At 73.7% G+C, this 22298-nt stretch carries 18 protein-coding genes; 10 read left to right on the top strand and 8 right to left on the bottom strand.

The features are described 5' to 3' along the window. Positions 1-34 precede the first annotated feature (34 nt). The gene (locus tag ACZ3YL_RS13660; protein WP_188304657.1) at positions 35-964 is read left to right on the top strand and encodes a helix-turn-helix transcriptional regulator; all 930 of its coding nucleotides are present in this window, start codon (positions 35-37) and stop codon (positions 962-964) included. Positions 965-971: 7 nt separating this feature from the next. On the opposite strand, the gene ACZ3YL_RS13655 is transcribed toward ACZ3YL_RS13660, so the two are convergent. After that, on the bottom strand, positions 972-1169 hold the full coding sequence (locus tag ACZ3YL_RS13655) for a DUF397 domain-containing protein (protein ID WP_188304656.1): 198 nt from the start codon (positions 1167-1169) through the stop codon (positions 972-974). Between the two features lie 198 nt (positions 1170-1367). Between ACZ3YL_RS13655 and ACZ3YL_RS13650 the strand changes: the two genes are divergently transcribed. Genes ACZ3YL_RS13650 through ACZ3YL_RS13640 form a run of 3 tightly spaced genes read left to right on the top strand, consistent with a single transcriptional unit; the run spans position 1368 to position 7894 of the window. Beyond that, complete coding sequence (locus ACZ3YL_RS13650) at positions 1368-2876, top strand: TIR-like protein FxsC (RefSeq protein ID WP_188304655.1); 1509 nt, start codon at positions 1368-1370, stop codon at positions 2874-2876. Then, a complete protein-coding gene (fxsT, locus tag ACZ3YL_RS13645; RefSeq protein WP_188304654.1) occupies positions 2873-6871 on the top strand; it encodes an FxSxx-COOH system tetratricopeptide repeat protein in 3999 nt (1332 codons plus the stop codon). Before ACZ3YL_RS13650 ends, fxsT begins: the two co-directional genes overlap by 4 nt. A gap of 30 nt (positions 6872-6901) precedes the next feature. Continuing rightward, entirely contained in the window at positions 6902-7894 is a 993-nt protein-coding gene (locus tag ACZ3YL_RS13640) for a 2-hydroxyacid dehydrogenase (RefSeq protein WP_465657243.1), read from the top strand. 52 nt (positions 7895-7946) lie between these two features. Here the strand turns inward: ACZ3YL_RS13640 and ACZ3YL_RS13635 are convergent, their stop codons facing one another. From ACZ3YL_RS13635 to ACZ3YL_RS13625, 3 genes are all read right to left on the bottom strand, one after another. Further along, the gene (locus ACZ3YL_RS13635) at positions 7947-8801 is read right to left on the bottom strand and encodes an alpha/beta fold hydrolase (protein ID WP_188304693.1); all 855 of its coding nucleotides are present in this window, start codon (positions 8799-8801) and stop codon (positions 7947-7949) included. Between the two features lie 22 nt (positions 8802-8823). Then, positions 8824-9723, bottom strand: a complete 900-nt coding sequence (locus tag ACZ3YL_RS13630; RefSeq protein ID WP_188304652.1) for a DUF4231 domain-containing protein — start codon at positions 9721-9723, stop codon at positions 8824-8826. Between the two features lie 232 nt (positions 9724-9955). After that, positions 9956-10720, bottom strand: coding sequence for a sugar isomerase domain-containing protein (locus ACZ3YL_RS13625; protein ID WP_188304651.1), 765 nt, complete (start codon positions 10718-10720; stop codon positions 9956-9958). Positions 10721-10941: 221 nt separating this feature from the next. Here ACZ3YL_RS13625 and ACZ3YL_RS13620 point away from each other — a divergent pair, with 221 nt between their 5' ends. Next, positions 10942-11640 carry a metal-dependent transcriptional regulator gene (locus ACZ3YL_RS13620; protein ID WP_465657241.1) on the top strand — a complete coding sequence of 233 codons (699 nt, stop codon included), beginning with the start codon at positions 10942-10944 and terminating at the stop codon, positions 11638-11640. 436 nt (positions 11641-12076) lie between these two features. Here the strand turns inward: ACZ3YL_RS13620 and ACZ3YL_RS13615 are convergent, their stop codons facing one another. Next, the gene (locus tag ACZ3YL_RS13615; protein ID WP_188304649.1) at positions 12077-12781 is read right to left on the bottom strand and encodes a bifunctional DNA primase/polymerase; all 705 of its coding nucleotides are present in this window, start codon (positions 12779-12781) and stop codon (positions 12077-12079) included. 305 nt (positions 12782-13086) lie between these two features. Here ACZ3YL_RS13615 and ACZ3YL_RS13610 point away from each other — a divergent pair, with 305 nt between their 5' ends. Both ACZ3YL_RS13610 and ACZ3YL_RS13605 read left to right on the top strand, forming a co-directional pair. Further along, the gene (locus ACZ3YL_RS13610; RefSeq protein WP_188304648.1) at positions 13087-14463 is read left to right on the top strand and encodes a transcriptional regulator; all 1377 of its coding nucleotides are present in this window, start codon (positions 13087-13089) and stop codon (positions 14461-14463) included. A gap of 164 nt (positions 14464-14627) precedes the next feature. After that, the gene (locus ACZ3YL_RS13605; RefSeq protein WP_465657239.1) at positions 14628-15848 is read left to right on the top strand and encodes a hypothetical protein; all 1221 of its coding nucleotides are present in this window, start codon (positions 14628-14630) and stop codon (positions 15846-15848) included. Between the two features lie 144 nt (positions 15849-15992). On the opposite strand, the gene ACZ3YL_RS13600 is transcribed toward ACZ3YL_RS13605, so the two are convergent. Continuing rightward, the gene (locus tag ACZ3YL_RS13600) at positions 15993-17294 is read right to left on the bottom strand and encodes an ABC transporter substrate-binding protein (protein ID WP_188304646.1); all 1302 of its coding nucleotides are present in this window, start codon (positions 17292-17294) and stop codon (positions 15993-15995) included. A gap of 257 nt (positions 17295-17551) precedes the next feature. Between ACZ3YL_RS13600 and ACZ3YL_RS13595 the strand changes: the two genes are divergently transcribed. Both ACZ3YL_RS13595 and purU read left to right on the top strand, forming a co-directional pair. Beyond that, positions 17552-17986, top strand: a complete 435-nt coding sequence (locus ACZ3YL_RS13595) for an SCO4402 family protein (protein WP_465657237.1) — start codon at positions 17552-17554, stop codon at positions 17984-17986. A gap of 147 nt (positions 17987-18133) precedes the next feature. Next, positions 18134-19000 carry a formyltetrahydrofolate deformylase gene (gene purU, locus ACZ3YL_RS13590; RefSeq protein WP_411292947.1) on the top strand — a complete coding sequence of 289 codons (867 nt, stop codon included), beginning with the start codon at positions 18134-18136 and terminating at the stop codon, positions 18998-19000. A gap of 90 nt (positions 19001-19090) precedes the next feature. Here purU and ACZ3YL_RS13585 read toward each other — a convergent pair whose 3' ends face one another. Together ACZ3YL_RS13585 and ACZ3YL_RS13580 are read right to left on the bottom strand one after the other, a co-directional pair. Continuing rightward, positions 19091-20281 (bottom strand): zf-HC2 domain-containing protein, encoded by a 1191-nt coding sequence (locus tag ACZ3YL_RS13585; protein WP_465657235.1) that lies wholly within the window; start codon positions 20279-20281, stop codon positions 19091-19093. Between the two features lie 37 nt (positions 20282-20318). Then, a complete protein-coding gene (locus ACZ3YL_RS13580) occupies positions 20319-20897 on the bottom strand; it encodes a sigma-70 family RNA polymerase sigma factor (RefSeq protein ID WP_188307966.1) in 579 nt (192 codons plus the stop codon). A 623-nt stretch (positions 20898-21520) separates the two neighbouring features. On the opposite strand from ACZ3YL_RS13580, the gene ACZ3YL_RS13575 reads away from it, so the two are divergent. Next, on the top strand, positions 21521-21994 hold the full coding sequence (locus ACZ3YL_RS13575; RefSeq protein ID WP_188307965.1) for an ATP-binding protein: 474 nt from the start codon (positions 21521-21523) through the stop codon (positions 21992-21994). Positions 21995-22298 lie beyond the last annotated feature (304 nt).

The raw sequence follows: 22298 nt of genomic DNA, 5'->3' as shown, positions 1-22298 counted from the left end.
TCCACTGTCAGTGGAAAACGGGATACTGGACGGCATGCGCGCCAGCCGACTGGTCACCCTGCTCCTCCTGCTGCAGAACCGGGGCCGGATGACCGCCCAGCAGCTGGCCGAGGAGCTGGAGGTCTCCGTCCGCACCGTCTACCGGGACGCCGAGGCGCTCGCCGCCGCCGGGATCCCGCTGTACGGCGAGGCCGGGCACGCGGGCGGCTACCGGCTGGTCGGCGGCTACCGCACCCGCCTCACCGGACTGACGGCCGACGAGGCGCAGGCCGCCTTCCTCGCCGCGCTCCCCGGCACCGCCGCCGACCTCGGCCTCGGCGAGGCGCTCGCCGCCGCCCAGCTCAAGCTGCGGGCCGCGCTCCCCGCCGAACTGCGCGAGCACGCCGGGCGGATCCAGGAACGCTTCCTGCTGGACGCCCCCGGCTGGTACGGCCGCGCCGACGAGACCCCGCACCTGGCGGCCGTCGCCTCGGCGGTGTGGGCGCGCCGGACGGTGCTGCTGCGGTACCGGCGCTGGCGGGCGCCGGAGGAGATCGAGCGCCGGGTGGAGCCGTACGGGCTGGTGCTCAAGGCGGGCCGCTGGTACCTGGTGGCCGGCGGGCCGTCCGGGACGCGCACCTACCGGGTCGACCAGGTGCTCGCACTCCGCACCCTGGACGAGGACTTCGCGCTGCCGGACGGCTTCGTCCTGGCCGCGTACTGGCAGGCCTACCTGGCGGACTTCCACGCCCGGCTGCACACCGGGGAGGCGCTGGTGCGGCTCACCCCGGAGGGCGCCCGCCGCCTCGGCGTGCCGGCGGCCGAGAGCGGTTGGACGGACGTCCGGGTGCCGATCGAGTCGATCGACCACGCCCACGGCGAGTTCCTGCGCCTCGGCGCCGACATCGAGGTGCTCGAACCGGCCGAACTCCGCGAGCGGATCGCCGGGACGGTCCGGACGCTGGCCGCGCGCTACCGGCCGTGAGGGCCGCTCAGAGCCCGACGAAGTGGTCGAACTCGCCGTCCTTGGCGCCCAGGATCCAGGCGTTGAGCTTCTTCCGGGTGGTGGTCACGACCAGGTCGGGGTTGTCGGACTCGCGGATGTAGACGAGATCGCCCGCGGAGGCGATCTCCAGGTAGTTGGCCTGGTCGGTGCCGAAACTCGACCTCTGCCAGTTGAGCTGGTCCATGCGTACCCCTCCTGATCGTTCACGGTGGCCGCAACGAGGGTACTGCTCACCGAAACAGGACAGCGGCATCGTTTCGGTCATGTCAATTCGTGCGAGCCGTTGTGCTATTCCATTGGGGTGTCAGTCGTTCCTACACTGAGACCCCGCCGCACGGGGGCTGCGGGAGCCAGGTTGCCGACGGGCCCGGGGGAGGCACGTGTGACTGACCGGGGCTGGGACGAGGACGAGGCCAGGCCGTACTTCTTCCTCTCCTACGCGCACACGCCGAAGTCCGGTGCGCGTGGCGCCGGCGACCCGAACCACTGGGTGCGCCAGCTGTACCGCGACCTCTGCGAGGCGGTGCTCCAACTCACCACCGTCCCGGCCGGGGTGCCCGTCGGGTTCATGGACGAGTCCATGCACCAGGGCGAGTTGTGGGCGGAGCGGCTGTCCGAGGAGCTGGCGACCTGCCGGGTCTTCGTGCCGCTGTACTCACCCCGGTACTTCAACAGCGTGCCGTGCGGCCAGGAGTGGCACGCCTTCACCCGGCGGCCGGTCTACCCGGCGACCATGGAGGTGGAGCGCACCAGCGGCATCGTGCCGGTGCTGTGGGCCCCGATGAGCCGCTACCGGCTGCCCCAGGTGGCCAGCGAACTGCAGTTCAACCACGCGGGGTTCGGGCCCGACTACGCCACCGAGGGCCTGTACGCGCTGATGAAGCTCAGCTACTTCCGGGCCGCCTACGAACTGGCCGTGCACCGGCTCGCGGCGCGGATCGTGCAGGTGGCGGAGGAGACGGTGATCCCGGTCGGGCGGCGGCTGGAATTCAACGGCCTGCCCAGCGCCTTCAACGTGTCCGCCCCGACCAAACAGCTGCGGATCTCCGTACTCACCTACCACCAGGGCGAGTTGCCCCAGGACCGCAACCCCGACTTCTACGGCGCCCGGCGCGCCGACTGGCACCCCTACCGCCCGGCCGGATCCCCCATCGCCCAGCACGCGGTGCGCCTGGCCCGGCAGCTGGGATTCCAGCCGACCGTGCACGAGTTCGACGACGAGGTCGACTCCATCATCGAGGGCAACGCCGAGGCCCCCGGCCTGCTGCTGCTCGACCGCTGGGCACTGCGCGACCCGCGCCGCCGCGAACTCGTCCGCCGCTTCGACCGCTCCGACGCCACCTGGGTCAGCGTGCTGGAGCCGTGGAACACCGACGACCGCGAATGCCTCGAACGGGACGGCGAGTTCAGCGGGCTGTCCGACCAGACCCTGCGCAAGACCCGCCGCGCGGGCCGCCCCAGCTTCCTCGGCGTCACCGGCCCCACCGGGCTGAACAGCCTGGAGGACTTCGACGACGCCCTGCCCCGCGCCGCGATGAAGGCCAAGTACGCCTTCGAGAGCCGGACCCGAGCCGAACCGGAGGAGCCGCCGGCGCCCCGGCCGAGCCTGCGCGAGGCCTTCCGCCGCGCCCCGGGGGCATACGGACCGGACGGCTTCGGCGGGCACCGGACGGAACCCTACGGACCGGACCCCTTCGACCCCGACCACGACCCCGACCGGGACGACCGCGACAGTCCCCTCGACCGGGCCAGGCCCCTCGGCCGCACCGCCCAGGAGAACGAACGCAACGACCGCACCGCCCGTGAGAACGATCGCGACCACCGCTACGACCGTCACGACGGCGATGACCCCGATGCTGGGATGGCGCCCTTGGGAGGACCGAACCGATGAGCGACAACACCACCAGGAACTTCCGCCTCGGCGCCGCCGAACTGGCCGCCGCCCGCGAGGCCGCCCGGCTGGCCGCGGAACAGGACCGCAACGGCCGGATCATCACCTTCTACTCCTACAAGGGCGGCACCGGCCGCACCATGGCCCTCGCCAACACCGCCTGGATCCTGGCCGCCAACGGCTTCCGGGTGCTCACCGTCGACTGGGACCTGGAGGCCCCCGGCCTCGCCAAGTTCTTCCACCCCTTCCTGGACCCGGCCTCGCTGGCCGGCACCACCGGGATGATGGACCTCATCGCCGAGTACCGCGAGGAGGCACTGCGCCCGGTCGAGCACGCCGAGGGCTGGCACCTGGACTTCGCCCGGGTGCACCCGCACGCACTCTCGCTCTCCTGGCCGTACTTCCCGGCCGGCGGCAGTCTGGACTTCCTCTCCGCGGGCCAGTTCAACCGCGACTACTCCGAGGCCGTCACCCACCTCGACTGGGACATCTTCTACGACCGCTTCGACGGCGGGCAGTTCTTCGACGCGCTCAAGGCCGACATGGCCAAGCGCTACGACTACGTGCTGATCGACTCCCGCACCGGCCTGTCCGACATCGCCGAGATCTGCACCGTCCAGATGCCCGACGACCTGGTGGTCTGCTTCACCCTCAGCGACCAGTCCATCGACGGCGCCTCCCGGATCGCCCAGCACATCCACGACCGCTACCGCGACCGCGGCATCCGCATCCTGCCCGTCCCGATGCGCATCGACGAGGGCGAGAAGGAGAAGGCGGACGCCGGTCGCGCCCTCGCCCGGGTCCGCTTCGACGGCCTGCCCGCAGGCCTGAGCAGCGAGGAACTCGCTGGCTACTGGGGCGCGGTGGAGATCCCCTACCGGCCGTTCTACGCCTACGAGGAGATCCTCGCCACCTTCGGCGACCAGACCGGCAGTCCCACCTCGATGCTGGCCGCCTGCGAACGGCTCACCTCGATGATCACCGAGGGCCGGGTCACCGGGCTGCCGGCCGTGGAGGAGGAGGTGCGGCTGCGCTACGTCGACGCCTTCACCCGCCGCCGCCCGTCCGTCCCCGCCGACCTCTACCTGTCCTACGTGCCCGAGGACCGGATGTGGGCGGACTGGATCGAGTCCGTCCTGACCAGGGCCGGCTTCCGGGTGCTCCCGCGCGACCTCAGCGCCGGCACCGACCCGCGCGAGGAGACCGAGCGCGGCATCGACTCCGCCTACCGCACGGTCGCCGTGCTCTCGCCCGCCTACCAGCGCTCCCCGCAGGCCCGGGCGCTGTGGGAGTCCGTGGTCAACTCCGACCCCTCCGGCACCCGGCGCCAGCTGCTGCCGGTACGCGTCGGCGACGTCCGGCTCACCGCGCCGTTCAGCAACCGCAACCCCGTCGACCTGGTCGGCCGCGACGAGACCCAGTCCATCCAGAGCCTGCTGCGCGCCCTCGGCCGCGGCGACGCGGTGCTCGACGACGCCCCCAGCGGCGGCCCGCGCTTCCCCGGCAGCAAGCCCTCGGTCTGGGACGTCCCGCCGCGCAACCCCTCCTTCACCGGCCGCGCCGCCGTCCTGGAACAACTGCGCAACCAGCTGCGCGGCGGCATGGCGGCCGTCCTGCCCACCCCGCAGACCCTGTACGGGCTCGGCGGCGTCGGCAAGACCCAGGTGGCGCTGGAGTACGCCCACCGCTTCATGTCCGACTACGACCTGGTCTGGTGGATCGACGCCGAGCAGACCGAACTGGTCGCCCCGGCCCTCGCCGAACTCGCCCGCCGGCTCGGCCTGCGGGTCGGCGACTCCGTCACCGAGGCCGCCGAGGCCGCCCGCGAGGCGCTGCGCCGCGGCGTGCCCACCTCGCGCTGGCTGCTGATCTTCGACAACGCCGACGAGCCCTCCGAGATCCGCCGGTTCTTCCCCGGCGGCTCCGGCCACATCCTGGTCACCTCCCGCAACCAGGCCTGGACCGGGCACGCCGAAGCGCTGGAGGTCGACGTCTTCACCCGCGGCGAGAGCGTCGAGCACCTGTGCCGGCGCGCCCGCAGCCTCTCCCGCCCGGACGCCGACCGGGTCGCCGAGGCCGTCGGCGACCTCCCGCTCGCCGTCGAGGTGGCCGCCGCCTGGCTGGACACCACCGGCACCCCGGTCGACACCTACGTCGCCCAGCTGCACGCCGAGGCCGCCCGCGCCCTCGCCGTCGACCACCCCACCGACTACCCCACCCCCGTCGCCGCGACCTGGAACGTCTCGATCGGACGGCTGCGCCAGCAGTCCCCGGCGGCCGTGCGACTGCTGCAACTGTGCGCCTTCTTCGCACCCGAGCCGATCTCGATGAACCTCTTCTACAGCGACCAGATGATCCGCGCGCTGGTGCGCTACGACGCCGACCTCAGCGACAAGTTCATGCTGGGCAAGGTCATCCAGGCGATCGGCCGGTACGCCCTCGCCAAGGTCGACGCCGGCAGCAACAGCTTCCAGGTGCACCGCCTCGTCCAGGCGGTGATCCGCGCCGGGATGACCGACGACGAACAGGAGATCGCCGTCCACGAGGTGCACCGCATCCTCACCGGCGCCCGGCCCGTCCTCGGCGACACCGACGACCCCGCCAACTGGCCCGCCTTCGACGAGATCTGGCCCCACCTGTCGCCCTCCAAGGCGCACAACTGCGACGAGGCCGACACCCGCCAACTGCTCATCGACCGGGTCCGCTACCTGTGGAAGCGCGGCGAACTCGACCGCGCCCGCGACCTCGGCCACGCCCTCGACGCCGAATGGACCGGCAAGCTCGGCGACGACGACCGGCAGACCCTGCTGCTGCGCTTCCAACTCGCCAACGTGCTGCGCTCCCAGGGCAACTACGCCGAGGCGCTCGCCCTCGACGAGGCCACCCTGGAGCGCCAGCGGGTGCTGCTCGGCGAACACCACCCGTACACCCTGATGACGGCCGGCTCGCTCGGCGCCGACCGGCGGGCGCTCGGCCGCTTCCAGGCCGCACTCGACCTCGACCAGGAGATCCTGGAGCAGTTCCGCGAACTCTTCGGCGACGACAACCCGCGCACCCTCTCGATGGCCAACAACCTGGCCATCGACTACCGGCTGGTCGGCAACAGCGAGGCCGCCCGCGAACTCGACCAGGAGACCCTCGACCGGCGCACCGCCGTCCTCGGCCCCAAGCACCCCTACACTCTGTCCACCAAGTCCAACCTGGCCCGCGACCTGCGCGAACTCGGCGACTACCGCGGCTCGGTGGACCTCCTCCAGGAGGTCACCTCCGACCTCGGCGACGTGCTCGACCCCGACCTGCCCGAGAACCTGCGCAACGCCAAGTCGCTGGCCGTCTCACTGCGCCGGATCGGCCAGCTCGCCGAGGCCCGCCGGATCACCAAGGAGACCTACGAGCGCTACCTGGAGCGCTACGGCGCCGACGCCCCCGACGCGCTCGCCTGCGCACTCAACCTGGCCGCCGACCACAGCGCCTCCGGCGACAAGGAAGCCGCCCGCGACCTCTGCGCCACCGTCTTCGAGGGCCACCGGCGGCTGTTCGGCGACGAGCACCCCTTCACCCTGGCCTGCGCCAACAACCTCGGGATCTACCTGCGCGGCAGCGGCGACGTCCAGGGCGCCATCGAACGCGGCCGGCTCACCGTCGACGGCCTCACCCGCTCCGTCGGGGCGGAACACCCGTACACCCTCAACGCGGTGATCAACCTGGCCAACGCCTACGGCGACGACGGGCAGAACGACCTCGCCGAGCACCTCGGCCGGTCCGCCTACGCGGGCCTGTGCGGGCGCTACTCCCCGCAGCACCCGGACGCGGTCGCCTGCGAGGCCAACCTGGCGATCACCCTTCGCGCGGCCGGCCGGCACACCCAGGCCGCCGAACTGCGCGCCCGGGCGATCTCCGAGCTGATCCGGCAGGTCGGCGAGGAACACCCCAACACGGTCTCCGCGCGCGGCTGGAAGCGGATCAACCGCGACCTGGAGCCGCAGCCGGTGTGACCGGGCGGGGGCGGGGTACGCTGCCGAGCCATGAGCGACAGCAGCGAGCGGCCCACGGACCCGACCACCCCGCCCCCGGTCCTGGTCACCCGGCACCCCGCGCCCGGCGTCCTCGAACGGCTCACCGGCCGGTACGCCGCCACCTGCAGCGAGAACGACCGTGAGCTGGAACGAGCCGAACTGCTCGCCGCCGTCCGCGGCCGCCGAGCCGTGCTCACCACCCTCAACAACCGGGTGGACGCCGAGTTCCTGGACGCCGCCGGCCCGCAGCTGGAGATCGTCGCCAACCACGCCGTCGGCTACCACAACGTCGACCTCGCGGCCTGCGCCGAACGCGGCGTGGTCGTCACCAACACCCCCGGGGTGCTCACCAACGCCACCGCCGAGGCCGCCTGGGCCCTGCTGCTGGCCGCCACCCGCCGGCTCGGCGAGGGCGAACGCCTGCTGCGCTCCGGCACGCCCTGGGCCTGGGGCCCGAACTTCCTGCTCGGCCTGGAACTGGCCGGCACCCCGCTCGGCGTGCTCGGCATGGGCCGGATCGGGCAGGCGGTCGCCCGCCGGGCCGCCGCCTTCGACATGCCGGTCGGCTACCACAACCGCCGCGCACTGCCGCCCGAGCAGGCCGGCGGCGCCGAGTGGAAGCCGCTGGAGGAACTGCTCGCCACCTCCACCGTGCTGGTCGTCACCTGCCCCTGCACCGAGGAGACCCGGCACCTGCTGGACGCCCGCCGGCTCGCCATGCTGCCGCCCGGGGCGGTGGTGATCAGCATGACGGCCGGCGTGGTCGACGAGGAGGCGCTGGCCGCCGCCCTGGAGTCCGGCGCGCTGTTCGCCGCCGCCGTGGACAACTTCGAGCACGAGCCCGACGTCCCGTCCGCGCTGCTCGCCCAGGAACGCGCGGTGCTCGTCCCGCACCTGGGCAGCGCCACCGTGCGCACCCGGCAGGCGATGGGCGACCTCGCGGTGGACAACATCCTCGCCGTGCTGGACGGCGCCGAGCCCCTCACCCCCGTCCGGGGCTAGGGTCCGTCCCCGAGATCCCGTCGCCCCGCAGGCGGGAGTTCGAGGACGGACCCTAACCCGCCGCCCAGGCCAGGGCCGTGGTCATCACCCGGAACGCCCCGAAGTGCGCCGCGCCGGGCTCCAGGAAGAGCTCGGCGCCCGGGATGTGGTCGGCCAGCCAGCGGGAGTGGTCGACCGGCGAGAACTGGTCGTCCGCGCCGTGCCACAGCCAGGTCGGCACCCCGACCGACCCGACCTCGAAGCCCCAGTCCGCGGTGAAGGCCAGCACGTCGTCGATCCATCCGTCCGCGCCGTGCCGGAACGCCTCCCGGTAGTTGCTCTGCAGCATCCGGCGCAGCCCGCTGTCCGCCACCACCTCCCGGTCGGCGGGGGAGAGTTCGGTGCGCAGCCCGTTCAGCAGCCGGACCGGGTCGTCCTTGATCTGCCGGGAGCGGAACTCCATCGCGTCCGCGATCCGGCCGTGCCCGCGCTCCGCCTCCCGGTAGGCGCGGACGTTGGACGGGGTCATCCCCGCGTACCAGTCCAGGCCGGTCGCGTCGCGCGGCGCCAGCCCCACCAGCACCGCCACCCGGCTGACCCGCCCCGGCAGCATCGCCGCGCAGGCCAGCGCGTGCGGGCCGCCGCCGGAACGGCCCAGCACCGCGAAGCGGTCCAGCCCCAACTCGTCCGCGATGGTGCGCACATCGGCCGCCGCGTGGGACACCCGGCGGCCGAACAGCCGGGTCGAGTCGCCGTAGCCGGGCCGGTCGTAGGAGATCAGCCGCACCCCCAGCCGGTACAGCACGGTGCTGCGCGGGTGCGGTCCGACCCGACTGCCCGGCATGCCGTGCAGCAGGAACACCGGACGGCCGCGCGGGTCGCCGAGGGACTCGACGGCGAGGGCGCGACCGTCCGCCGTTTTGACCATCCGTAACGCCACGCGTTCCTCCTCAGTGCTCCCGGTCGGTGGTGGTGCGCACCTCCCGGCGGGCCTGCCAGGTGGTGTGCTCGCGGGACACCGCGTCCTCGGCGTCCCGGGCCAGCCGGGCCCAGAGCTCCTCGGCGTCCATCGACTCCAGGTCCAGCCGGGCGAGTTGGAGGTGGATCAGCTCCAACTCCTCGGCCGCGAGCCCGTACGCGGCGGCCAGCGGGCGGTACTGGCGCAACTGGGCCCAGGCGGTGACCGAGGCGGCCACCGCCGAGACGGTGCCCAGCGCGTCGTAGGTGAACGCGCCGAGCGCCCGCAGCACGGCCAGCGCCAGGCCCAGCGCCGGCAGCAGCACGCCCAGCACGCCGGTCCAGTACCCGGCGCGGGCGCAGTAGCGGGCCTTGCGGCGGTACCAGTCGTGCTGCACCCGGATCCGCTCGTTCAGGTACACCTCGCGGCGCACCGCCAGCGGCTGTGCGCGCAGGTCGCGCATCGCCTCGGTGACCTCGACCCCGTCCACGGGCACGGCCACCGGGGTGTTCCGGAAGGCGCCCAGCACCCGGTCGAGCTGGAAGCGGTACAGCCCCTCGGCGTCCGGCAGGCTGTGCGGCGGCGGCTGGTAGGCGTCGGCCCGGACGGCGAACTTCCAGGCCAGCGTCTTCACCGACTCGGCGGCCGCCCGGCCCTCGTACCACAGGCCCTGCGGGTTCTGCCGGCTGATCACCACCGCCAGCGCCATCGCGCCCAGGTAGGCCGCGGCGGCCGACCAGGCCCACGGCTCGCCGTCGGCCGATCCGGTGGCGGCGGCGACCAGCAGCAGGACCAGCTCCCAGGCGGAGAGCAGCACCGAACGCCGCTGGCCGCGCAGCGAGGCCGCGTCGGCGGCCCAGAAGAACTCGGGCAGCAGCTCCCGTTCCCGCACCCACCCGGTCCGTCCCGCACCAGACACCATGCTCGGCCCCCACCCGTCGCTCAGGTCCCTCGGCTCTCCTGCCCCCGGCGGCTTCCCGGTACGCCTGGCGGTGGCCGGGGCGGCCCGCAATGGCCGGGATGGTCCGGTGGTTGTCCGGTACGCCCCGTAGTCGTACCGGCACTCGCCGTCAGCGGGCGTGCCGGTGTTCGCGCCGCCCGACGGGTCGGCGGGTGGGGCCCGGTCAGTAGGTGTAGAGGATGCGCTCGGCGTTCTCCGCCATCTGCTTGGCGTTCCACTCGGTGCCCCCCGGGACGTTGCCGGAGCGGAACAGCGGCGGCGCGGGGGCGTCCCCGGCGGCTGCCCGGTCGGCCAGCCGGCCGACCGCCGAGGCGACCACGGCCTGCATCAGCGCGCTGGTGACGATGGTGGAGACCGGGCCGAAGGAGGTCTCGGCGCCCGGGTGGGTCAGCTCGCCGTCGCCGACCGCGACCTTGCTGTCCAGCACCACGTCGCAGTGGTCCTTCAGATAGCTGCCGGAGGGGTGCGCCGAGGGCACCTCCCCGGGGTAGGCCAGCGAGGTCACCCCGATCACCTTCAGGCCGCGGCCCCGGGCGTACCGGGCCAGCTCGACCGGCATCACCTGGCGGCCGGACAGCGAGATCAGGAAGAGCAGGTCCCCGCTGGTCGCCGGGGTCAGGTCCAGGGTCGAGGTGGCGAGCCCGGAGACCCGCTCCAGCGCGCTGGCCAGCGGCGCGGGCATCATCGTCACCCCGGCCATCCCGGGCACGTTCAGCAGGTTCATCGGGACCAGCCCGCCGGCCCGGTAGACCACATCCTGGGCCGGCAGCGAGGAGTGCCCGGCGCCGAAGGCGAACACCCGCCGCCCCTGCGAGATCGCCTCGGCCAGCAGGGCCGCCGCGGCCTCGATGGAGTCGGACTCCTCCTCGCGGACCCGGTTCAGGTGGGCGATCGCGGCGTCGAAGTACCTGCCGACCAGGTCGTTCATCGGTTGCCTTCGCTCTCTGCCGGTGGGGGCGCCGGCCGGGTGGGGCGGCCGGGGAGGCCCGGACCGCCAGTGGAGAAAGCTACGGCGAGCACGGTCGCGCCCCGGCGGTACCGCTGTCAACAGGAACGAAAACCGGTCCCGGAAACCCCCGGGCGGGCCCGGTTGTCAGTGCGGTACGTCAGAATTGGCGGTGAGGACACCGAAGAACGGAGCCAGCGGCGATGTCTGGGCTGATCGACACCACTGAGATGTACCTTCGCACCATCCTGGAGCTGGAGGAAGAGGGCATCGTCCCGATGCGTGCCCGGATCGCGGAGCGGCTGGAGCAGAGCGGCCCGACGGTCAGCCAGACGGTCGGCCGGATGGAGCGCGACGGGCTGCTCCAGGTCGCCGGGGACCGCCACCTCGAACTCACCGAGGAGGGCCGACGGCTCGCGGTGCGCGTCATGCGCAAGCACCGCATCGCCGAGTGCCTGCTGGTCGACGTGATCGGCCTGGAGTGGGAGCAGGTGCACGAGGAGGCCTGCCGCTGGGAGCACGTGATGAGCGAGACGGTCGAGCGCAAGGTGCTCGCCATGCTCGGCCACCCGACCCAGTCCCCGTACGGCAACCCGATCCCGGGCCTGGACGAGCTGGGCGACACCAAGGCGGAGGGCGAGGGCTTCGACGCCGCGCTCGTCCCGCTGGACTCCGTCAAGCCGGGCGAGGCCGGGGCGGACGTGGTGGTCCGCCGGATCGGCGAGCCGATCCAGACCGACAGCGAGCTGATGAGCACCCTGCGCCGGGCCGGCGTCCGGCCGGGCTCGACGGTCAAGGTGAGCGTCGGCGCCGGCGTCGGCGGCGTGCTGGTCGGCACCGGGGAGAACGCGGCGGAGCTGGGCAAGGACATCGCCCAGCACGTCTTCGTCGCCCAGGCCTGAGCCCGCCGCCCGAGCCCGCGGCTTGAGCCCGCCAGGCCGGGGCCGCCCGCTCCGTAGGAACGATCAGGGCCCGCTGCTCCCCGTGCAGCGGGCCCTTCCCGTCCTCCCCGGCTCCCTCCCGGTCCCCTCCTGCCCCTCCCGCTCCCCTCCACCGCCTCGCCCGGCTTCCCCGTCCGAGCGACCCTTCCGGCGACCCCCACACCGCCATTCCTCCCCTCGGCCGATCATGGCAATCCTTGAGCGCTGTCACTCGTACGAGCGGCTTTCCCGGGTGACCAGCGGGTAGACCGAAGCCTTATCCGCACATGCGTATGACGGGCCCCGTCCCCGGTGGGAGACAAGGCCCGTCACTCACGCGCGTTGTGTCGCGCGATGCTCGCCCTCACCCGATCGGCGCAGGGCGGCAGGCTTCGGCCCGCGGCGGGGCGTGGTCCGGTCAGACGCCCGCCGGCTGGGCGGCCGGGACGGGCTGCGCGGGCGCCTCGCGGCCGCAGGCGTACGCGAGCGGGCTGATCAGCTCGGCGGCGTCCGGCAGCCAGCGGTTGGACTCGGAGGGGGAGCGGGCCCACTGGGCGTAGCCGGTGGAGCCGATCCGGGACGGCGGGGCGACCGTCCAGTCCCCCTCGCCGCGGGCGACCAGGTCCAGCCGCCCGAGCGGCCAGCCGAGCTTGCGGAGCATCTCCGGCAGCTTGGCCGCGACCCCGGGCAGCACCAGGAAGTGCAGCCGCCGCCCCACCCTCCCCGGCGAGGTGGGCAGCACCACGACCGGGCCGAGCTGGAGGTCCATCCGCTCCATCCGGGCCAGCGCCAGGCACCCGGCCGTCTCCGGCACGTCCAGGACGTCGAAGGACCGGCCGGTGGGCAGCAGGATCGAGGCCTTGGGCCGCTCCGTCCACCAGCGCCGCACCGCGCCCGGCCCGGCGCTCGCCTTGCGGGCCCAGTCCGCGTCCAGCGGGTGGGCGCCCGGCTGGGTGCAGCGCTGGTCGCCGCAGGAGCAGCGGGCGGGCCCGTCGCCATCGATCAGCCAGGCGCCCGGGGCCACCTCCCAGTGGCGGTTCTCGGCGTAGCCGACGGCTTCGATCAGCAGCGGGGGCAGGCCGGCGTTCTTGTCCTGGCCGGGGGCGTCGGGGATGTCTTCCACGGGCTGCTCAACTACCGTGTGTGAGGCTGGTTACGGCCCGGCGGGCCCCGGTCGGCCGCATCCCGGCAATGTCACCCGAACCGGTGACTCAAGCGAGTTGGGGCGGGCGGAGGCAGGCGCAGCGGGGGCGCACAGAAGCATTCCCCAGGGCGCGCGGGGGGTGCGGTTCGTCACCGTGGGTATCCCGCTGGCGTTGCTGATCGCTAACCTGGTGTCAGATTCCTTGGACGGTCGGACAGTCGGCAACAGATCAGCACATCGTCGCCCGCCGGCCGGGACCGGAGGGTGTGGGGAGGCGAAGCCCAATGGCCGCGAGACCACTCGTCGCACGACAGCCCAACGAGCGCCTGCAGCAACTGATCCAGGAGGCCAGCTGCTCCAACGCCGGTCTGGCCCGCAGGGTCAACCTGTGCGGCGCGGAGCACGGACTGGACCTGCGCTACGACAAGACCTCCGTCGCCCGCTGGCTGCGCGGGCAGCAGCCGCGCGGTCAGGCGCCGGCCGTGATCGCCGAGGCCCTCGGGCGCAAGCTCGGCCGCAGCGTGTCGGTCGAGGAGATCGGCATGGCCGACGGCAAGAACCTCAGCTCCGGCATCGGGCTGCAGTTCGCGCCGACCCTGGGCGCCGCCCTGGAGCAGGTCTGCGAGCTGTGGCGCAGCGACGTCGGCCGGCGGGACTTCCTGACCGGCGCGACGGTCGCCGCCTCCGCGCTGGTGGAGCCCAGCCGGGACTGGCTGATCACCCCGCCCGACCCGGTGGTGGCCCGCGCCGGCGGCCCCCGGGTCGGCCCGACGGACGTGGCCGCGATCAAGGCGACCACCGCGATGCTGGTCGACCTGGACCACCGCTTCGGCAGCGGTCATGTGCGCCCGGTCGTGGTGCACTACCTCAACTCGGTGGTCTCCGGCCTGCTCGGCGGCGCCTACCGGGAGGAGACCGGCCGCCAACTCTTCGCCGCCGTAGCCCGGTTGACCGAACTGGCCGGCTACATGGCGGTGGACACCGGGCAGCCCGGGCTCGCCCAGCGCTACTACATCCAGGCGCTGCGGCTCGCCCAGGCCGCCGACGACCGCGGCTACGGCGGCTACGTGCTGGCCGCCTCGATGAGCCACCTGGCGGCCACCCTCGGCAACCCGCGGGAGATCGCCCAACTCGCCCGCGCCGCCCAGGAGGGCGCCCGGACGGTGGCCACCCCGACGGCGATGGCGATGTTCTACGCCGCCGAGGCCCGCGGCCACGCCCTGCTCGGCGACGCCCGCTCCTGCGAGGCGGTGTCGGCCAAGGCGCTGGAGATGATGGAGAAGCGCCGCCCGGAGGACGACCCGGACTGGATCGTCCACTTCGACGACGCCTACCTCGCCGACGAACTCGCCCACTGCCACCGGGACCTGGAACAGGCCGGGCCGGCCGAGCACTACGCCCGCCGGGCGCTCGACCTCCACCCGCCGACCCGGGTCCGCCGCCGCGCGGTGGACCTGGTGCTGCTCGCCACCGCCCAACTCCAGCAGCGCGACCTGGAACGCGCCTGCGAGACGGGCACCCAGGCGGTGCGGCTGCTGAGCGGGCTGCGCTCCAACCGGGGCGTGGAGTACCTGGACGAGTTCCGGCGCCGCCTGGAGCCCTACCGGGAACAGCGGGTGGTGCGCGAGTTCCACGCCAGAGCGGACGCGGAGGCGGCCTGAGGATCGTCTGTGCAGGGAGCGTGTGGGATCGTCCCGCCCACGTGGTCACCCGGTGAGGCGAACCGGTAGCGTGGGCGCGACGTCCAAGGAACTGTGATGCTCCCAAGAACCGACGAGATGTGGTCCGCCGCCAGTGCGCGGTCCTGCACAGGTGAGGAATCGCGTTGAGTCAGCGCCGCTCGTACCCCAACTCGGGTGACTTCAACCTGGACGACCTGTTCCGCCCCGAGCCCGGCCAGCCCCAGGGCCAGCCGGGCCAGCCGGGCCAGCCGGGCCAGCCGCAGGGCCCCACGGCCGTGCCGCCGGTGGGCCAGCCGTCCGGGCAGCCCGAGTACCTGGGCGAGGGCGCGCACGCGCTGCCGACCCAGGCCCTGCCCGCCCAGCAGCCGCCGTGGGGCGCCGCGCCGCAGCCCGGTTACGGCGTCCCGCCGCAGGCCGAGCAGGCCCCGGAGACCCAGCACCTGCCGCCGTACCCGGCCGGCGACCCGCAGGGCGGCTACCCCGCGCCCCAGCCCGGTTACGGCGTCCCGACGCAGGCCGGGCCCGGCTACCAGGGGCACCAGGGCTATCCGCAGGCCGGGCAGCCGCCGCAGCAGCAGCCGGGCTACCCGGCGCAGGGCTACCCCCAGCAGGGCGGCTACGCCCAGGACGGCTACGGGCAGCAGGACGGCTACGGGCAGCAGGACGGTTACGGGCCGGGCCCGGACGCCACCCAGGGCGGCCGCTCGGGCCGCGGCGGCCGCCCGTCCAACAAGCTGGTCATCGGCGGCGTGGTGGCCGGCTTCGCGGCGGCCGGCGTGCTGGTCGCCGTGCTGGTGAACGGCGACGACAGCACCACCAAGTCCGACCAGAAGACCGCTCCGGTCGCCGCCACCGGCAGCAGCACCCCCGGCGGGGCGAGCGCGAGCGGCTCCGGCGCGGCGGCCGACCCGGAGGTCAAGGCGCAGGCCCAGCCGCTGTCCGACCTGCTGGGCACCGCGAGCGACAGCCGCAGCGCGGTGGTCTCCGCGGTCGCCGCGGTGCAGAAGTGCGACAAGCTCCCCGACTCGCAGCAGGCGCTGTCCGCCGCGGCCGGCAAGCGGCGCGAGCTGCAGACCAAGCTCGGCCAGCTGAAGACCGACAAGCTGCCCGGCGGCCAGCAGCTGGTCGAGCAGCTCAACGCCGCCTGGACGGCCTCGGCCCAGGCCGACGACGAGTACGCGGCCTGGGCGACCGACGCCCAGTCCTCCTGCGACCCGAAGAAGCCGGACACCGGCAACCAGCACTACAAGAACGCGGTGCAGGCCAGCGGCACGGCGACCACCGCCAAGAAGCAGGCCTCGACCCTGTGGAACGCGATCGCCACCCAGACCGGGCTGCCCAGCCGCGGCGACGGCGACCTGTAGCGCTACGGACGGGCGGGCCCGCACCGGGCCCGCCCTTCGTGCTGTCCCGTGCTGTGCCGTACCCGTGGCGTACCCGTACCCCGTGCCGTACCCCGTGCCCGTGCCGTACCCCGTGCCCGTGCCCGTGCCGTGCCCGTGGCCGGGTCAGCTCGGGGAGCGGGCCCCGGTGAGCACCCAGCGGACGTCCACGAAGCCCGGCTGCTGCAGGGTCATCCGGCCGCCCTTGACCACCTGGTAGGTGACCCAGGTGTTCACCAGCCGCGGGGACTCGGTACTGGGCAGCATGTTGGTGGTGCCCCAGTTCAGCGGCGGGGTGAGGCCGACGTCGATGCCCTCGCCGCTGTCCAGCAGGGCGGCGATGGTCTTCGCGGAGACCTGCTGGCCGGCCGCCGACAGCTTCTCCGTCACCACCCGGAACACCTCGTAGGCGACCCAGGTGGTCTCCACGCCCGGGTCGGAGACGTCGATGCTGTGCCCGTCGGTGGCCTGGGAGCGCACCACCGCGCGCAGGCCGTCCCAGGTCTTGGCCGACTCCGGCGGGTACCAGCTGGTGACGAACGCGCCGGCCAGCGGGCCGGAGTCGCCGCCGGTGGAGTCCACCACCGACTGCTGGACGCTGCCGATCACCGAGGCGACCCGGGTGTTCCGCACGTTCTGCCGCCGGTAGGCGTCCAGCAGGTTGCTCGTCGGCTCGGCGGCCAGGGCGCTGGTGATGCAGTTGCCCGGCTCGTCCTTGCCGATCGCCTTGCGGACCACCTGGCTGTAGTCGGACGACTGCTCGGGCGCCTTGACGTCCAGCAGCCTGATCCCGGCCGGCTTGAGCGCGTTGCCCAGGTAGCCGAGCAGGTTGTCGCCGGCCGGGGTGTCCGGGCGGATCAGCGAGACGGCCTTGCATCCGGCGTCGACCAGCTGGCGGCCGCTGCCGGCGATCAGCGCGGGCATGCCGCCGTCCACCGGGTAGGACAGCGGGCTGGAGAACTCCGGCTGGGACAGCCCGTACCCGCCGATCAGCGGGATGCCGGCGCGCTCCAGCACCGGCATGAAGGCGTCGCCCCACTGGCTGTAGGAGCCGAGCACGGCGACCGCCTTGGCGTCCACCGCCTGCTGGGCGCAGGTCTTGGCGCCGTCGGCGGTGTTGTGCTCGTTGCACGTGATCACGTGCAGCCGGCGACCGCTCAGCCCGCCCTTGACGTTGACGTCCCGGCCGATCGACTCGGCGAGCGCGGTCATGCCGGGGCGGTCCGCGGAGCCGGTGCCGGACGGGGCCCAGGTCATCACGGTCAGGTCGTCGGCACTGGTGGAGGCATCGGCCGGTCCGCCGCACGCGGAGGCCGAGAAGAGGGTGGGGAACAGCACCGCGGCGGTGACCGCGGCGGCGATCGGACGCCGCGGGCGGCGCCTGCTGATCGTGGGACGGGCCCGGGAGAAGTCCCTTCGGCTGGTCATCGGTCTTCCCTCTCTGGGGCGCCATCCGGCGCACCGGGGGACAAGCCAAGCCCGGGAGCCACAAGCCGAGAGGGCCGAAATGCGAACGGTCGGCAAACGGCCGCCGAAATCCGGGTCGGTACGCGTGTAGATCGCGAGTGGAGCACGAACAGACGGGGAACGTACGATCGTTCACCATGTCCGCCAGCACAGATTCTTCGCACCGGTCCGCCCGAAACCCTTCTCGTCCGGGCCACCGCTCCAGCACGATGGGCGGCATGCCGCTCAACGACCTGCCCTGGTGGCGCTGGCGAGCCCGACTGCGCTCGGCCCTGCACATGCTCTCCGACCCCGGTTTCCAGCACGAGGCCTGGCTGACCGGCCGGGAGGGCTACGGGGACGTGACCGACGCCGTCTACCGGCTCGTCGAGGACACCTGGCTGGACCGCTGGTCCGCCGAGAAGTACGTGGGCACCATCTTCCGCGACTCCGCCGAGGCCGCCCTGGTCGACGTCGCGGTGCTGCGCGCGGTGCAGATGCTGCACGAGGTCGGCGCCGACGCCCCGGCCTCCGCCTACCTCGGCCACCCCGGCTGGCCGGAGACCGTCCGGGCCGCCCGCGAGGCCCACGTCGCCCTGGCCACGGGAGACGGGGACGACCCGGACGCGACCCCCAAGTCCCTGGACGTGCTGCGCATCCTGACCCAGGTCTGAGGAGTCCGCCGGTCGGCGCCGTCCCGCAGTACGGGCAGCGGGGCGGCGACCGTCCACGATGTGACACGCTGGACCATTCACGCACTCGACCCGTGCGGGCACCCGACGGTGCCCGCGCGCGCACGACCTCAGGACGGGATACCCCCAGTGGAACAGCAGCCGGCCAGCGCCCAGTACGTCCTCACGCTGTCCTGCCCCGACAAGCAGGGCATCGTCCACGCTGTCTCCAGCTACCTCTTCATGACCGGCTGCAACATCATCGACAGCCAGCAGTTCGGCGACGGGGACACCGGACTGTTCTTCATGCGGGTGCACTTCTCCGCTCCCGAGCCGGTCACCGTCGACAAGCTGCGGGCCAGCTTCGCCGCGATCGGCGCCTCCTTCGCGATGGACTGGCAGATCCACCCGACCGAGCAGCGGATGCGGATCGTCCTCATGGTCAGCAAGTTCGGGCACTGCCTGAACGACCTGCTCTACCGCGTCCGGATCGGCGCCCTGCCGGTGGAGATCGCCGCGGTGGTCTCCAACCACACCGACCTGCGGGACCTCACCGAGAGCTACGGCGTCCCCTTCCACCACATCCCGGTCACCAGGGACACCAAGGCCGACGCCGAACGGCAGCTGCTCGACCTGGTCGAGAAGGAGAACGTCGAACTGGTCGTGCTGGCCCGCTACATGCAGGTGCTCTCCGACCGGCTGTGCACCGAACTGTCCGGCCGCGTGATCAACATCCACCACTCCTTCCTGCCGAGCTTCAAGGGCGCCAAGCCCTACCACCAGGCGCACGCCCGCGGCGTGAAGCTGATCGGCGCCACCGCGCACTACGTCACCGCCGACCTCGACGAGGGTCCGATCATCGAGCAGGAGGTGGCCCGGGTCACCCACGACGTCAGCCCGGACCAGCTGGTCGCGCTCGGCCGGGACGTCGAGTGCCAGGCGCTGGCCCGCGCGGTCAAGTGGCACAGCGAGCACCGGGTGCTGCTCGACGGCGCCCGGACGGTCGTCTTCGCCTAGGCCCTGTTCAGCCCTGGTCCCTGTCCGGCCGAGGGCCCTGTCCGGCCGGGCCCGGTCCGGCGGGATCGGCCGGACCGGGCCTGACCGGGGTCAGCGCCGCGACAGCAGCGGCAGCGCGTGCAACACCTCGCGCACCGCGGCCCGGTCACCGTGCTCGCCCACCGGCAGCCGGTCCGGGTCGCGGTGCGCGGCCGCCAACTGGCACAGCTCCAGGCCGTCCAGCACCATCGAGGCCACCGGGCCCGAGCCGTCCGGTCCGCCGGGCGCCCCCGGCCGCTCCCCGTCCAGCGGCACCAGCCACTCGCCGGCCGCCGGACCGTCCACCACCAGCCGCAGCCGCCGGCCGCCCGGGACAGCGGCCGGCGCGTCCGGCGCCCCGGCGGGCTCAGGGTGCGCCGCGCGCAGCCCGGCCAGCGCCCCCGGCAGCAGCCGCACCACCAACTCCACCATCTGCCGCAGGTGCTGCGGAGCCGGCGGGGCGTACGGGTAGGCGACCGCGCGGGCCACGTCCTCGCCGTGCACGAAGCACTCCAGGGCGCGGTCCACGAAGGCGTCGCGCAGCGGCAGCACCGCGAAGCCGAGGTCGACCGGGGTGCTGCCCTGCGGGGCCAGCGCGGCACTGCGCACCAGGTCGTGGCTCTGCTGGCGCCACCGCGCCCGCACCGACTGCGGCGGCAGACCGGCCTGGTCGGCGAGCAGCCGGGCGGTGCGCGCGCCGACCGCCGCGTGCGGTCCGCCCTGCGGCGGCACCCGCGGCGCCGGGACGGACGCCTCCTGCGGCGGCACCCGCCGCTCCACGACCGGCGCCGGCCCGGTCACGACGGCGGCCGGCACCGGGTCGGGCAGGCCGAGGGCGAGCGCCAGGAAGCCGTCCGCCGCCGTCAGCCGGCCCAGCACCTCGGCCGGGTGCAGCCGCTCGGTGCCGCCGTACCACGGCAGTTCGGCCACCTCCTGCCACTCCTCCGGGCCGAGGTCGCGCAGCAGCGCGTCGAGCTTGGCGGTCTCCGCGGTGTACGGCATCCCCCAGGCGGGGACGGGCAGTTCGGCCGGGCGGCGGGCCAGGCACCAGTCCAGCACCTGCTGGCGCAGCGAACCCGGCTGGTCCAGCGGCTCGTCCAGGGAGAGCCAGCCCGCGGCCTCGCGCAGCCGGGCGGCCTCCTCGGCGCACTCCGGGCAGTCGCGCAGGTGCTGCTCCAACTCGGCGGCCTCGCGCGGCGGGCAGGCGCCGAGGGACCACGCGCCGAGCAGCGAGCGCAGGGCGTCGTGCCGCTCCTCGTTCATCCGCCCGCGCACCTCTCGACGATCCGCTCGCTCACGCTCACCTGCCCCCGTCCCCGTCCGTGTGCTCCTGGCGGGCGCGCTCGTCGGCCAGTTCGGTGGCCAGCAGCTCCAGTCCGAGCCGCATCCGCTGCCTGGCGGCCTGTTCGCTGATGCCGAGCAGCCGGGCCGTCTCCTGGTAGGTGCGGCCGTCGTAGTACGTCACCGCGATGGTCTCACGCAGGGGTTGGGGCAGGGAGTCGACCACGTACTGCATCCGCGCGGCGGTGGCCACGGCGCGGATCTCCTCCTCGGCCGCGCCGGTGCCGCGCCCCGGGCCCGGTCCGGCGCCGCGCCGGGTCCGCAGCCGGTCGACCGCGCGGCGGTGGGTGAGCGCGCCGAGCCAGGAGCGCAGCGAGCCCTGGGCGGGGTCGAAGTCCTCGGGGTGTTCCCAGACGTGGGCGAAGACCTCCCGGGTGAGCTGGGCGGCGGCCGCCTGGTCGGCGAGTATCCGGCCGGCCAGGCCGTGCACCATCGGGGCGAGCCGGTCGTAGAGTTCGCCGAGCGCGGTCTCCTCGCCGCGGGCGAGGCGTCGCTGCAGCTGCTCGTCCCAGCGCGGGATCCGGTCCGGGGTGGCCATCGGGAACCAACCCTCCTGCCCGGTTCGCTGGCGTTACCCAACGGTATCCCCTGGCCGGTCGGCGGTGGAGGGGAATCCGCCAAGAACGGAACCCCGCCTCGTGGTTGGGGTTCGCCCGGCAGGGCCCGACGGGCGGCGGATCGACACCGGGCGGGCTCGTCATAGGGTGGGACGGTCCGCCGACGGCGCTGTTCGAGAACCGCTGGACAAATGTCGCACGGGTGGTTCGCGAGTGGCGGGCCGGGTGACGGGGGTGTCCGGCGGTAGGTTCCCGCCCAAGGCGTGTCCGACACGCCCCGCGGGACCGGCGTCGGCCCGGGCCGGACGAGTGCCGGTGCGAGGTTCGCGAGAGTGAACGGGACAGTATGCACTGCCCTGTACCCCGATCGCCGGAATATGCCCGAAGCGCTTGCTGCGGTCCGTCCGCCCACCCATCCTGAGGCGTATTCGTGTCGTGGCCGGTGCGCGACCGACGAGTTGACGCGGGCGAGTGACGCGGGCGGACGGGTCGGCGAGCGCTCGGTGAGCCCGGGTGGCACCGGGCGAAGTGCGAGGGCCCCGCCGGCCGGCTGATCCGGCCCGACCGGGACGTTGGCCGAACTGCGAGTGCGGGTGGTGGAGCGGTGCAGGTTCTTCAGGTACAGCTTGCGGTGCAGGCGGACCCCGCCGAGGTCGGCCGGGCCCGCCGGTGGGTGCGCTCGCGGCTGCTGAACCACGGGGTGGACCCGGACGCGCCGATGGCCGAGACGGTGGTGCTGGTGGTCTCGGAGCTGGTCACCAACGCCGTGGTGCACACCGGTTGTCCGGCCGTGCTGAGACTCTGTCTGCCGGTGGTCGAGGGCCCGGCGCCGGCCGGTCCGCCCGGCCCGCTGCGGGTCGAGGTGGCCGACGCCAGCCAGGTCGCCCCCGCCCCCCGGCACGCCGGCCCGGACGAGGACGCCACCAACGGCCGCGGCCTGGAGCTGGTCGAGCTGCTCTGCGAGCGCTGGGGCTGGTACCCGGACGGCTCCGGCAAGCGGGTCTGGTGCGAGATCGGCGCCGAGGCGCGCCCCGCCGATCCGCTGGCCGGCGTGGACTGGGCGGCTTTGGCGCAATAGCAGTTTCCGGCACGGCCTGCGGGCGGCCCGGCGGGCGGCGCCGGGCGCGGTGACGATCACCGGCCGAAAGCTGACGCAACCATTCCGAATTTCGGACTACCCATTGACGTGACGTATCCGACTGATCACGCTTGGGTGCGGCTCCCGTTGCGAGGGGACGCCGAGGGGACGTCCGTCCGCCGCCACGGTGCTGCTGTCCAGGGGGATCGCGTCAGCAGGGGGGAACGTGGACTGCCGGGCGCGGCCCACTCCTCGGCGAGTGCGGAGGCCGTGGCGCGGGTTCAGGGCCCGTGCGCCGCGACCG

The sequence above is a fragment of the Kitasatospora sp. NPDC023176 genome, from assembly GCF_055560495.1.
The sequence above is the reverse complement of the archived record's forward strand: the minus strand, read 5'-3'. Positions and strand labels throughout refer to the sequence as shown.

Bases quoted from the DNA above. Each gene is read 5' to 3' on its own strand.
- ACZ3YL_RS13660 (WP_188304657.1), top strand. From the start codon at position 35: ATGCGCGCCAGCCGACTGGTCACCCTGCTCCTCCTGCTGCAGAACCGG.
- ACZ3YL_RS13655 (WP_188304656.1), bottom strand. From the start codon at position 1,169: ATGGACCAGCTCAACTGGCAGAGGTCGAGTTTCGGCACCGACCAGGCC.
- fxsT (WP_188304654.1), top strand. From the start codon at position 2,873: ATGAGCGACAACACCACCAGGAACTTCCGCCTCGGCGCCGCCGAACTG.
- ACZ3YL_RS13640 (WP_465657243.1), top strand. From the start codon at position 6,902: ATGAGCGACAGCAGCGAGCGGCCCACGGACCCGACCACCCCGCCCCCG.
- ACZ3YL_RS13635 (WP_188304693.1), bottom strand. From the start codon at position 8,801: ATGGTCAAAACGGCGGACGGTCGCGCCCTCGCCGTCGAGTCCCTCGGC.
- ACZ3YL_RS13625 (WP_188304651.1), bottom strand. From the start codon at position 10,720: ATGAACGACCTGGTCGGCAGGTACTTCGACGCCGCGATCGCCCACCTG.
- ACZ3YL_RS13620 (WP_465657241.1), top strand. From the start codon at position 10,942: ATGTCTGGGCTGATCGACACCACTGAGATGTACCTTCGCACCATCCTG.
- ACZ3YL_RS13610 (WP_188304648.1), top strand. From the start codon at position 13,087: ATGGCCGCGAGACCACTCGTCGCACGACAGCCCAACGAGCGCCTGCAG.
- ACZ3YL_RS13600 (WP_188304646.1), bottom strand. From the start codon at position 17,294: ATGACCAGCCGAAGGGACTTCTCCCGGGCCCGTCCCACGATCAGCAGG.
- ACZ3YL_RS13595 (WP_465657237.1), top strand. From the start codon at position 17,552: ATGCCGCTCAACGACCTGCCCTGGTGGCGCTGGCGAGCCCGACTGCGC.
- ACZ3YL_RS13585 (WP_465657235.1), bottom strand. From the start codon at position 20,281: ATGAACGAGGAGCGGCACGACGCCCTGCGCTCGCTGCTCGGCGCGTGG.
- ACZ3YL_RS13580 (WP_188307966.1), bottom strand. From the start codon at position 20,897: ATGGCCACCCCGGACCGGATCCCGCGCTGGGACGAGCAGCTGCAGCGA.